Origin of the sequence: Psychromonas algicola, from assembly GCF_004378355.1 — a bacterium.
Taxonomy (GTDB): Bacteria; Pseudomonadota; Gammaproteobacteria; order Enterobacterales; family Psychromonadaceae; genus Psychromonas.
On record NZ_SNUB01000050.1, the window covers coordinates 1 to 10,870 of the forward strand.

A 10,870-nucleotide genomic window follows, 5' to 3' on the forward strand; every position below is an offset into this window, starting at 1 on the left:
GGCTTCGAGTGAGTGGAAATCGTAATCTAAAGGCATAAAAAAATCCGATGTTGAGTGAACATCGGATTCTGATCCCATTCGGGTAAAAATCAACTAATTTTTCTTAACTGATCGGCATTAAGCCGATGCTTCCCTTTTTTATTGCCCATTTTTCTTTAACTTTCAACTTTTCTATTAGCCTTTAAAGTTACTCCCTTCTTTGAGTCAACTTAATCTATCTCTTTTACTCAGAATGTGATTTTCAACAATCTTCACTTCGCATGACGACAGAACTAACTTTGTTATGATTAAATAATCAATAAAGCAGAAAATTGAATTCGTAATAAACCACATTCGATAAATGCAAATTAAACAAAATATGCAACTTCGTGATAAATGCACACAATTGCTATATTAAAAAGTAAATAACTCACTATGCTTAAACTATTGTTTATGAAAGCAGAAAATAAATAGAAGGATAATTTAATGAAATGGTTAATGTTAGGGCTGACTTTGTTACTGCCAGTGACAGCGATGGCAGAAGTTAAACATCTTGCTCGTTTTCAATATAACAACCAAATAAGCTATGGAGAAATTCAAGGGGAGTTTATCCAACCTCTATCTGGCGACTTATTTACTCAGTTAACTACAACAGGAAAAAAAATTGCGCTAAACGATGTAGACTTAATACTACCAACAGACGCTCAAAAAGTATTTGCAGTCGGTATGAACTTTGATAGCCATTTATCATCGCCATCCAACGCTCCACCACCTATGTTCTTAAAATTGCCTACCTCTTTAATACCTTCAGGTCAGGTTATCCAAATACCAGCAGATGCAACTAATGTACATTTTGAAGGTGAGCTGGTTTTAATTATTGGTAAAAAAACTAAGCGTATTTCAGAATCAGAAGCCGAAAGCGCTATTTTTGCAGTAACAGTAGGAAATGACTTAACCGAACGAAATTGGCAAAGTTCTGATTTACAATGGATGCGCTCTAAAGCAAGTGATGGATTTGGCCCTATTTCACCAATTATGGCAATAGGTGTCGATTTTAATAATGTATTACTAACCACTAAATTGAATGGGCAAATTGTGCAACAAGAAAATACTAAGTATATGATCCATAAACCTGCTAAGGTGATCAGTTACTTAAGTCAGTATTATACTTTATTGCCAGGTGACTTGATTTTTATGGGAACACCCGGCCGTACTAAAGCACTAAAAAATGGTGATAAAGTATCAGTAACCATAGAACAAGTTGGTACAGTGGAAAATGAAATTAGATATTAAGTAAAAGATAAGATTTAATGGTAAGCATTGAATAAACATGTAAAACACCGCATTTTAATCTAAGCTTATATAATTTATTTTTTACGATATAATCAAGAGTCTAAAGCAGAATATTGTTTTACAAATAGGATCTCAATATGAAGTCAACATCTAGCCAATCGCAAGGTTTATTACTTTTTAAACTTTCTCAGCTTCAAAGCTTTGCGTTAGGCACATTAAAAATACAAGAGCTGGTTCCTTTTCAGCCGCTGACTCAAATTCCAAATGCTGAGCCCAATGTACTGGGTGCGACTAGTATTCGTGGGCAAACGATTTCCGTAATTGATATTGCTGCTGCCGTTGGCTTCCCTCCATTAAGCGAGCAAGAGAAAAAAGAAGCCACCATTATTATTACAGATTGCAGCCGCATGCAGGTTGGTTTTTTAGTTAGAAAAATAGAACGTATTATTGAATGTAACTGGAAAAATATCGATCCACCACCTAACTCTCTAGGTGATAAAACTTATATAACGGGTATCACTCGTTTTGAAAATTCACTCATTCAGCTATTAGATGTTGAATTATTACTCGCTCAAATCTTCCCTGATGATGATGAAAAAGCAGTTGAAATTACAGGTGTACAAAAAGGTTTATTACAAAATTCTGAAATCTTGTTAGTTGATGATTCTGCAGTTGCACGTCGACAGCTAGAATCCGCATTAACGAAAATAGATGTGCCATTTAAAGTTTGCAAGAATGGTATTGATGCACTTGCAGTAATGAAAGATTGCGCAGCAAAAGGTAATCCTATCGACATTTTAGTGAGTGATATTGAAATGCCTGGCTTAGATGGTTACGAGCTTACCTTTGAAGTGCGTAGTGTTTCTGATATTTCTAAAGTTTATATTATTTTGCATAGCTCACTTTCTAGTGCGATGAGTGTCAGTCAAGCAACGCAAGTGGGGGCTGACGATGCGTTAACTAAGTTTGACTCACAAGAACTCGTTAATGCCATGCTACGTGGCGCTCAAAAGAAACAAGAGAAATAAAAAATGACACAAACTAAAACGCCGCTTCATAAGCGGCGTTTTTAATTGTATTTAAATATTAAGCTACTTTTGTTTAGGCAATACCACATTCACTTCAAGTATCGACATATCATTATCACCTTCATCGTTAAACTCACAGGTTACATCTTGCATCGAAATATCGATATATTTGCGAATAACCGCAACAATTTCTTTTTCTAATTCAGGCAAGTATGCAGGCGTGTCAAAACTAGAATGCTCATGAGCGACAATGATTTGCAGACGATCTTTTGCTAATTTTGCCGTGCCTTTTTTAGGCTCTTCTTTACGAAAGTATTGTAATAATCCCATATTATCCACCAAATATTCGGCTTAAAAAGCCTTTCTTTTCAACATTGACAAAACGTAAATCGCGCTGTATTCCCTGTAATCGATCAACAGCATCTTGGTAAGCTTTACCCGCATCACTGTCTTTATTTAAGATAACAGGTTCACCTAAATTAGAAGCGCTTAGAACATCTTGAGACTCTGGAATAACACCAATCAAATCAATGCCTAATAACTCATCGATGTCTTCAATGCTTAGCATTTCTTCACGTGCAACACGCTCAGCACAGTAACGAGTGATCAACAAATGCACTTTAACAGGTTCCAGTTGTTGTTCTGAACGATAAGACTTACTCGATAACATGCCAGTAATACGATCTGAATCGCGAACAGAAGATACTTCAGGATTAGTTGTGACTACTGCTTCATCGGCAAAATAAAGTGCCATCATTGCGCCCTGCTCTATACCTGCAGGGGAATCACAAATAATATATTCAAAACCATCGGCTTTTAAATCATCAATAACTTTAGCAACACCTTCTTTAGTTAAAGCATCTTTATTACGTGTTTGAGAGGCTGGTAAAATATATAGAGTATCGACACGTTTATCTTTAACTAACGCTTGTTGTAGATTCGCTTCCCCGTTAATCACATTGATCAAATCATAAACAACACGACGTTCACATCCCATAATGAGATCTAAATTTCTTAAACCAATATCAAAATCGATGATCACCGTTTTAGCACCTGTTTTTGCTAAACCAGTTCCAATAGCGGCACTACTTGTTGTTTTACCAACACCACCTTTACCTGATGTAACAACAATGACTTTTGCCATATAAATTTTCCTTTCTAATTTTTAAATTTTGTTTAAGTTTGAGAAGACCAGTTTTTGATCTTCTAAAAAGACTGAGCAAGAGGTTGACCATGCATCCTCTGGTAATGCTTCACTTAGCTTGTAGACACCCGCTATAGACACTAGTTCAGGCTGTAAAGTTTGGCAAAAAATAGCAGCATTAGTATTACCCATTGCCCCCGCTAATGCTTTGCCTCTTAATGTACCGTAAATATGAATACTACCGTCTGCAATCACTTCGGCCCCCGCCCCAACATCGCCACTGATCACCAAATCGCATTCTTTAGCGTAAATTTGTTGTCCAGATCGAACACGTCCAATATGTACTTTTGCTTTAACATCGCTAAAAGAAGTTAATTCTTCAGACTCTACTGAGATCACGCTATCTTGTTTTGAAACAGATTGTTTTTCATCAACAACCACTTTCTTAGTCGCTGGTTTTCTTGAACTATGTAATACAGCAATCGAATATTGTCCCGCTTGCTGCTTTTGCTTATCAGAAATATTGCCAGTAATACCTGCTAAGAAAAAACCATTCTCTTCAACCGTATTTTGTAGCTTTAAAAAATCAATATTTAAAGCTTCATTGTCAATATTAACAACCATAGGTGTTTGAGCAAAAAAATCTGGTGCCATTAAACGCTTTCTATTAAGTTCATCGGCTAAAGGTAAAAGCGTTTCTTCCTCTAAATTCACAACTAACAGGGTGAAATTTAACGATTTAAGCGTCATAATTGTCCTTTCTAATTAAATCTTTAATGTCTGACATAGAATTCAGCTAATTTCTCTAAAAAATAAATGCTGATGCATGTTATAGTTTGCTTCAACAATAGGCAAGCAAAGGGCTAGTTAAGTATTATGTTATGTGCTGTATATAAAAGTATCCGTAAACCACAGACTTACATTTTTGTCGCAAAACGAGATGACTTCTCTCAAGTCCCTGCTCCTTTGCTTGAAAAATTTGGTCCACCACAACTTGTTTCTGTATTAAATATGAATAACGATACTAAAATGGCAATAGCTGAAGCACCGAAAGTGATAAAAGCAATTGCAGAAACAGGGTTTTATTTACAATTGCCACCACCACCTGTTGATTATTTGCAGGACCACAAAAATAGAAAAAAACAAGAATTGGAGTCGCAATGATAAACAAGCCAAAATTATTTTCGAAAAAAATAACCAACTACTTAAAAATGTTACCTGCTGCGACAATATGCAGCTTATCATTATCAGCAGTTGCTCACGCTGAGCGTGATATTTCATTCGAACAATATGTTGATGACCTAAAAAAAGAAGCCATCACATTAGGTATCGATCAAACAATTGTTGAAAGTGCATTTGCCGATGTCGCTTTTTTACCGCGTAGTGTTGCGTCAGATAAAGCACAGCCAGAATTCAAATTAACATTAGACTCTTATATTCCTCGCGCAGTACCTGACTGGAAAATAAAACAAGCAAGAGAAGCTTATAAAAAGCATTACCACCTATTACAAAAAATAGGCAAAGAATACGGCGTGCAACCTCGCTTTATTGTTGCATTATGGGGTATTGAAACTAATTTTGGTAAATTAACAGGGCGTCATAACGTTGTGTCTTCATTGACCACAATGGCTTATGAAGGTCGCCGTGAAGCCTTATTTAAAACCCAACTTTTTGCTGCTTTAAATATCCTAGAACAAGGCCACATAAGCCAAGAAAAATTCATTGGTTCTTGGGCAGGTGCAATGGGACAAGTTCAATTTATGCCAACCTCTTACTTAAACTATGCAGTCGATTATGATGGTGATGGTAGAAAAGATATATGGAATACACCCGGTGATGTTTTTGCTTCCGCAGCCAATTACCTAAAAACTGAAGGTTGGGACGACAAACACACATGGGGCCGTCAAATTAAATTACCTGAAAACTTTGATATGAGTTTAGCTGGCATCAAACAACAAAAATCATTACAAGAATGGCAAGCACTAGGCGTACGCCGTTTTGATGGTAGCGATTTACCTAAGGTTGATTTGCAAGCATCATTAGTTATTCCTGATGATGACCATGGCCGAATTTACTTAACTTATGGTAATTACAAAGTATTAATGCATTGGAATCGTTCTTATTATTTTGCAACCGCAGTAAGTTATTTATCTGATCGTATTCGCTATCCGCGTATCGACGTTAAATAAAGGAATATGATGGAAAATTTTTGGGAAAAAAAGACACTTTCACAAATGTCATCATCGGAGTGGGAATCACTTTGTGATGGTTGTGGAAAGTGCTGTTTAAATAAAATTATTGATGATGAAACAGAAGAGCTGCATTTTACCAATGTCGCTTGTCATTTGTTACACAGCAAAACATGCCAATGTAAAAAATATGAAAAACGGTTAAAGCTGGTACCTGATTGTGTAAAAATTTCACTGGATGATATTGACCAATTCCATTGGTTACCAGCAAGTTGTGCATATCGCTTATTAGTAGAAGAAAAACCACTTCCTGAATGGCATCCTTTGCTAACAGGTAGCAAATCTGCAATGCATACTGGCGGACATTCTATACGTGGAAAAATCGTATCAGAAACACAAATAGATCCAGAAAATTTAGAAGATTATATTGCTATTTGGCCAGCCGAATAGCGCTTTAACAAAAACAAAGAGAGCCTAATTAATGACAGACATTATTTTTTATCACAATCCTCGTTGTTCAAAAAGCCGTGAAACATTAGCCTTAATTGAAAAAGAGCAACATAAAATTGAAGTGATTAAATACTTAGAAACACCACCATCCATTGAGACTATTCAAAACCTGGTTTCACAACTAGGTTTTAGCTCAGCACGTCAATTAATGCGAACAAAAGAAACATTGTATAAAGAACTAAACCTTGCTTCAGAAAAAGACGAATCAGCATTAATTGCAGCAATGCAAGCCAATCCAAAATTGATTGAGCGCCCTATTGTGGTTACTAACGGAAAAGCAGCGATTGGTCGCCCCCCTGAATCGGTATTAGCAATTCTTTAAATCATTGACTTCAATTTAAAATAAAAAGAGCATAAATGAACATATCACGCTTTCAACGACTTGCTCAATGTGGCTACTTTGGCTTATTGCTATTAGTACCTCTTTGGCATCTTTATTTGTCACCGCCTACACTACAAATTAGCCCATGGTTAATTACAAGCATTTGGTTGATTCCATTACTATTTCCACTAAAAGGGATCATTAAAGGCAACCCATATACTTATGCTTGGAGTGGATTTATTGCGCTGATTTATATTATGCACGCTTGTGTCATTATCATGAGTGATCAACAGGAAAGAGTCTTAGGTATCATTGAGTTAATATTTGCGAGTTTATTTTTGATCGGTAATATTTATTTTGCGAAGTATAAAGGACAAGAATTAGGATTAAGTATCCGTAAAAAGAAAAAAGAATCTTAAATTAATTACACTTTAAAAAGAGGTTGTTTGGTAAAGCTAAACAACCTCTTTTTGATATTATGCTATAAACGTAGTACTTCTTTAACAAAAGGAATTGTAAGCTTACGTTTAGCTTCTAATGAGGCGTTATCCAGCTGGTCTAATGTATTTAATAACATACACATTTCACGCGATAATCGGTTTAATAAAAAACGTCCAACATCAATAGGTAAACGCATGCCTTTTAATTGTGCGCGTAATTGTAAAGCACCTAACTTTTCCTCGTCATTCAGCGGCTCTAAATGATGGCAAGCTCCCCATTCTAAACGAGAAACTAAATCAACAAGCTCAATACCAATTTGCTTAGGTAAGTCACTTGCTGCAATCACTAAACTTGCACCAGGTGTGCGATTCTCTTTGTTATCTAACCAACGGTTATAGAAGTCAAACAGTGCTTTTTCCCATTTTTTATCACCCGCGATAGCATCCACATTATCAATACAGACTAATGTCATATTTTCCATGTTTTCAAAAATATCGAGAGTCATGCTGCGATGATGATGTAAGGGAATATAAGCGACACTTTCGCCACGTTCATCAATTTCGCTACATAATGCATGTAATAAATGTGAACGCCCACTACCAGACTCCCCCCACATATATAGAATAGGCTCGCCGATACCAACAACACTATTTTTTAATAGTGTTAATAATTCGGCATTTTTCCCGGGATAGAAACTGGCAAAAGTTTCATCATCAGGAAACTTTAGTGCCAGTAATGGATACTGAAATCTTAATTCATCTTGAGGCATTAAGTACTCTATAGTTGCCAGTTATATTGAAAATAAGAACCACCTGAAGAATCACTTTGTAAATGTGATTGTGCATTCAGCGCATTCTCTAAACTCATTAAACCGCCCTTGAGTGTCACTAAAACTTTAACTTGCTGTTGATTGATTTCAACAACTTTAAAACGTTCTACCGCATTTAAACCTTCAAGCACTTGGTTTAAAAGCGTTAAGTCAGATAGTGTTGTAATATTATTAATGCTTAATACTTGAGTTAGCTTTTCACCATTATTTTCAAAGATTGCGAATTTTTGAGCATAATAGTCTGCAATATCATTAAGCATTTGTGCCATCACATCTGTTTTTTCATCCGCAGTGATACGTTTATTAATCAATTGTTTTTTATTATTTTGAGGATCGTACTGCACTAATTCCCATTTTAATTGCCATTTACCAGTACGCATTTTGTATAGGTTAGCAAGCACAACGTACTCTGCATCGTAACGCTTAGAAGCATCGGCAACAACTTGATGAAAACGGCCACTAATATCAGAGGAACCAATCATTAATGTTTCATCTAAATCAAGAATAGGAAATTTAGCTTCGATACCACGTTGTAATTCCGCTTTTTGTAAGCCCCATGATAAGTCTTTATCTTGCTGACTATTAATCATGTATTCAGAAGTTATTTTTCTATTTTCATTCACCAGCCAAATTAATGGACTAGGGCGAGTTTCACCCCAAATGGGTTGTTGCATGTCGTTTAATGCTTTATTAATTTTACTCTTATCGAATAAAGCATAGTAGAAACGGACACCATCAATATTTTGGTAGCCAAACTGAGATAACATTGAACGTATGTTTGTCATTAGATTTCCACTTTCATCTAATGTTACAATATCAACGTTGCCAGAAACTTTAATAAGCACTTGTTTAAGCGCTTCTTCTCTTAATGCATTTTCATTTGATTGCTCAGCTAAAACTAAACCTCGATATGGGTCCATTTCAGGTAAAGCAATACTATGTATTGAGTAAAGCACACTCATTGCAGCTAAAAAACGTACCAACACATTCATTTTCATCTACTTATGCAACCATTTTATTTATCAAAGTAACTCGATCATAAGCAGATCTTTTGCTAATGCAAGTATCAGGTCATAAATATGTAGAAAAAAAACCTTAAAAAGAACCACTATTCAGTACTTTGATAACACTTATGTAAAAACTTTCATGAAAAATACAAATTCTTAGCAGAAATACTTCGACCCGTGTCATATAAATGCTAAAATACGCGCAATTTTTACCTTCTAATCTTTTTAAAGCGATTTTCGCTTTTAACTTCTATTTTTCGGAGAATGTAGTGAGCAACCAAAAAACCTCTTTAAGCTATAAAGACGCTGGTGTTGATATTGACGCAGGTACAGCATTAGTTGAACGTATTAAAGGTGTAGCGAAACGCACTAAACGTCCTGAAGTAATGGGCGGACTAGGAGGTTTTGGCGCGTTATGTCAACTACCAACAGGTTATAAAGAGCCATTACTAGTTGCAGGCACTGATGGCGTAGGTACAAAATTACGTTTAGCGATTGATCTTAAAAAACACGACACTGTAGGTATCGACCTTGTGGCAATGTGTGTAAACGACCTTATCGTTCAAGGTGCTGAGCCATTATTCTTCTTAGACTACTATGCAACAGGTAAACTGGATGTTGATGTAGCAGCAGACGTAGTAACAGGTATCGGTGAAGGTTGTTTATTATCAAACTGTTCATTAATCGGTGGTGAAACCGCTGAAATGCCAGGTATGTACGAAGGTGATGATTACGATATCGCAGGTTTCTGTGTGGGTGTGGTTGAAAAATCAGGCGTAATTGATGGGACAAAAGTCGCTGCGGGCGATGCATTAATTGCAGTTGGTTCAAGCGGTCCTCACTCAAATGGTTACTCACTTGTACGTAAAATTTTAGAAGTCTCTAAAGCTGATACGAGTGCACCATTTGGTGATTCAACACTAGGTGAGACCTTATTAACACCGACTAAGATCTATGTTAAATCAACATTAGAGCTTATTAAAAACTGTCCTGTACATGCTATTTCTCATATCACTGGCGGCGGTTTCTGGGAAAATATCCCACGCGTATTACCAGCAGGTAGTAAAGCGGTTGTTGATGGTAAGAGCTGGGAATGGCCTGCTATTTTCAACTGGTTACAAGAAAATGGTAACGTTGAAACAGAAGAAATGTACCGTACATTCAACTGTGGTGTTGGCCTAATGATTGTGGTTCCAGCTGCTGAAAAAGACAAAGCAGTAGAAATCTTAACAGCACAAGGTGAAAACGCTTGGGTATTAGGTCACATTGAAGACGCCGCTGAAGGTGAATCTCAAGTAGAGATCAAATAACAACATGAGCACTAAAAAGATAGTTGTACTTATTTCTGGTAGCGGGAGTAATCTGCAAGCGCTAATGGATAAGTTACACAAACAACAAGTTGACGGTCAACAAGTTGAAATTGTTGCTGTTATCAGTAACAAAGCTGATGCTTATGGTTTAGAGCGAGCACGTGAAGCAAATATTCCAGCAATCTTAGTAGAGAGCAAAGGTATTACATCACGTGAAGCTTACGATTCATTATTATCAGCAGAGTTAGACAAGCTTCAACCAGATCTTATTTTATTGGCTGGCTTTATGCGTATTTTAACCACTGACTTTGTTAATCAATATCAAGGTAAAATGCTGAACATCCACCCTTCTTTATTACCTAAATATCAAGGCGTTAATACACATCAACGCGCGATTGATGCAGGCGATAAAGAACATGGTGCGAGCGTTCATTTTGTGACGCCTGAGCTGGATAGTGGCCCAACCGTGTTACAAGCTAAAGTACCTATTTTTGCTGAAGACACAGCACAAGACTTAGCAGAGCGAGTATTAACACAAGAGCATCAAATATATGCACTTGCGGCTTCTTGGTTTGTGAGTGGTCGTTTAAATATGCAAGCACAATTTGCTTATTTAGATGGAAATAAATTAGAGCAGTTTGGTTACGCAGCAGATTAAATTTAAAAGTGTCATTCTCTGAATTAAAAACCGAAGCAAGCTTTAATGCCTGTCAGTTAAGAACTGATGGGCATTTTTTTACCTTTTCTTTCTGCGTATCTTTTGGGTCTCGCTTTAACCATTCTTGGGTAACTTCTCTCTCGCCGTTCAGGCAAAACAA

The 10,870-nt window shown here is 36.4% G+C and carries 14 protein-coding genes; 9 read left to right on the plus strand and 5 right to left on the minus strand.

The window, feature by feature from the left end; genetic code table 11:
• Window positions 1-465: 465 nt before the first annotated feature.
• Both E2R67_RS15915 and E2R67_RS15920 read left to right on the plus strand, forming a co-directional pair.
• Window positions 466-1,272: a fumarylacetoacetate hydrolase family protein gene (locus E2R67_RS15915; protein ID WP_134291936.1), complete on the plus strand. Its 807-nt coding sequence runs from the start codon at window positions 466-468 to the stop codon at window positions 1,270-1,272.
• 137 nt (window positions 1,273-1,409) lie between these two features.
• Window positions 1,410-2,300 carry a chemotaxis protein gene (locus E2R67_RS15920; protein ID WP_134291937.1) on the plus strand — a complete coding sequence of 297 codons (891 nt, stop codon included), beginning with the start codon at window positions 1,410-1,412 and terminating at the stop codon, window positions 2,298-2,300.
• 63 nt (window positions 2,301-2,363) lie between these two features.
• On the opposite strand, the gene minE is transcribed toward E2R67_RS15920, so the two are convergent.
• From minE to minC, 3 genes are read right to left on the minus strand one after another with little or no spacing between them, the layout of a single operon-like run.
• Window positions 2,364-2,630 carry a cell division topological specificity factor MinE gene (gene minE / locus E2R67_RS15925; protein ID WP_134291938.1) on the minus strand — a complete coding sequence of 89 codons (267 nt, stop codon included), beginning with the start codon at window positions 2,628-2,630 and terminating at the stop codon, window positions 2,364-2,366.
• A gap of 1 nt (window position 2,631) precedes the next feature.
• On the minus strand, window positions 2,632-3,444 hold the full coding sequence (gene minD, locus E2R67_RS15930; protein WP_134291939.1) for a septum site-determining protein MinD: 813 nt from the start codon (window positions 3,442-3,444) through the stop codon (window positions 2,632-2,634).
• Between the two features lie 21 nt (window positions 3,445-3,465).
• Complete coding sequence (gene minC / locus E2R67_RS15935; RefSeq protein ID WP_134291940.1) at window positions 3,466-4,194, minus strand: septum site-determining protein MinC; 729 nt, start codon at window positions 4,192-4,194, stop codon at window positions 3,466-3,468.
• A 126-nt stretch (window positions 4,195-4,320) separates the two neighbouring features.
• Here minC and E2R67_RS15940 point away from each other — a divergent pair, with 126 nt between their 5' ends.
• From E2R67_RS15940 to E2R67_RS15960, 5 genes are read left to right on the plus strand one after another with little or no spacing between them, the layout of a single operon-like run.
• On the plus strand, window positions 4,321-4,608 hold the full coding sequence (locus E2R67_RS15940; protein WP_134291941.1) for a YcgL domain-containing protein: 288 nt from the start codon (window positions 4,321-4,323) through the stop codon (window positions 4,606-4,608).
• A complete protein-coding gene (locus tag E2R67_RS15945; RefSeq protein ID WP_445177050.1) occupies window positions 4,605-5,633 on the plus strand; it encodes a lytic murein transglycosylase in 1,029 nt (342 codons plus the stop codon). Before E2R67_RS15940 ends, E2R67_RS15945 begins: the two co-directional genes overlap by 4 nt.
• 9 nt (window positions 5,634-5,642) lie before the next feature.
• The gene (locus E2R67_RS15950; protein ID WP_134291942.1) at window positions 5,643-6,083 is read left to right on the plus strand and encodes a YcgN family cysteine cluster protein; all 441 of its coding nucleotides are present in this window, start codon (window positions 5,643-5,645) and stop codon (window positions 6,081-6,083) included.
• Between the two features lie 31 nt (window positions 6,084-6,114).
• Window positions 6,115-6,465, plus strand: coding sequence for an arsenate reductase (glutaredoxin) (arsC, locus tag E2R67_RS15955; protein ID WP_134291943.1), 351 nt, complete (start codon window positions 6,115-6,117; stop codon window positions 6,463-6,465).
• Between the two features lie 35 nt (window positions 6,466-6,500).
• The gene (locus E2R67_RS15960) at window positions 6,501-6,884 is read left to right on the plus strand and encodes a DUF2069 domain-containing protein (protein ID WP_134291944.1); all 384 of its coding nucleotides are present in this window, start codon (window positions 6,501-6,503) and stop codon (window positions 6,882-6,884) included.
• A gap of 62 nt (window positions 6,885-6,946) precedes the next feature.
• Here the strand turns inward: E2R67_RS15960 and hda are convergent, their stop codons facing one another.
• Both hda and E2R67_RS15970 read right to left on the minus strand, forming a co-directional pair.
• Window positions 6,947-7,675, minus strand: a complete 729-nt coding sequence (gene hda, locus E2R67_RS15965) for a DnaA inactivator Hda (RefSeq protein WP_134291945.1) — start codon at window positions 7,673-7,675, stop codon at window positions 6,947-6,949.
• Window positions 7,676-7,683: 8 nt separating this feature from the next.
• Window positions 7,684-8,733 carry a DUF2066 domain-containing protein gene (locus E2R67_RS15970; protein WP_134291946.1) on the minus strand — a complete coding sequence of 350 codons (1,050 nt, stop codon included), beginning with the start codon at window positions 8,731-8,733 and terminating at the stop codon, window positions 7,684-7,686.
• Window positions 8,734-9,011: 278 nt separating this feature from the next.
• Here E2R67_RS15970 and purM point away from each other — a divergent pair, with 278 nt between their 5' ends.
• Both purM and purN read left to right on the plus strand, forming a co-directional pair.
• Entirely contained in the window at window positions 9,012-10,052 is a 1,041-nt protein-coding gene (gene purM, locus E2R67_RS15975) for a phosphoribosylformylglycinamidine cyclo-ligase (RefSeq protein ID WP_134291947.1), read from the plus strand.
• Between the two features lie 4 nt (window positions 10,053-10,056).
• A complete protein-coding gene (purN, locus tag E2R67_RS15980; protein WP_134291948.1) occupies window positions 10,057-10,710 on the plus strand; it encodes a phosphoribosylglycinamide formyltransferase in 654 nt (217 codons plus the stop codon).
• Window positions 10,711-10,870 lie beyond the last annotated feature (160 nt).

Bases quoted from the DNA above. Each gene is read 5' to 3' on its own strand.
- E2R67_RS15940 (WP_134291941.1), top strand. From the start codon at position 4,321: ATGTTATGTGCTGTATATAAAAGTATCCGTAAACCACAGACTTACATT.
- E2R67_RS15945 (WP_445177050.1), top strand. From the start codon at position 4,605: ATGATAAACAAGCCAAAATTATTTTCGAAAAAAATAACCAACTACTTA.
- E2R67_RS15970 (WP_134291946.1), bottom strand. From the start codon at position 8,733: ATGAAAATGAATGTGTTGGTACGTTTTTTAGCTGCAATGAGTGTGCTT.
- arsC (WP_134291943.1), top strand. From the start codon at position 6,115: ATGACAGACATTATTTTTTATCACAATCCTCGTTGTTCAAAAAGCCGT.
- E2R67_RS15950 (WP_134291942.1), top strand. From the start codon at position 5,643: ATGGAAAATTTTTGGGAAAAAAAGACACTTTCACAAATGTCATCATCG.
- E2R67_RS15915 (WP_134291936.1), top strand. From the start codon at position 466: ATGAAATGGTTAATGTTAGGGCTGACTTTGTTACTGCCAGTGACAGCG.
- minD (WP_134291939.1), bottom strand. From the start codon at position 3,444: ATGGCAAAAGTCATTGTTGTTACATCAGGTAAAGGTGGTGTTGGTAAA.
- E2R67_RS15960 (WP_134291944.1), top strand. From the start codon at position 6,501: ATGAACATATCACGCTTTCAACGACTTGCTCAATGTGGCTACTTTGGC.
- hda (WP_134291945.1), bottom strand. From the start codon at position 7,675: ATGCCTCAAGATGAATTAAGATTTCAGTATCCATTACTGGCACTAAAG.
- purN (WP_134291948.1), top strand. From the start codon at position 10,057: ATGAGCACTAAAAAGATAGTTGTACTTATTTCTGGTAGCGGGAGTAAT.
- E2R67_RS15920 (WP_134291937.1), top strand. From the start codon at position 1,410: ATGAAGTCAACATCTAGCCAATCGCAAGGTTTATTACTTTTTAAACTT.
- minC (WP_134291940.1), bottom strand. From the start codon at position 4,194: ATGACGCTTAAATCGTTAAATTTCACCCTGTTAGTTGTGAATTTAGAG.
- minE (WP_134291938.1), bottom strand. From the start codon at position 2,630: ATGGGATTATTACAATACTTTCGTAAAGAAGAGCCTAAAAAAGGCACG.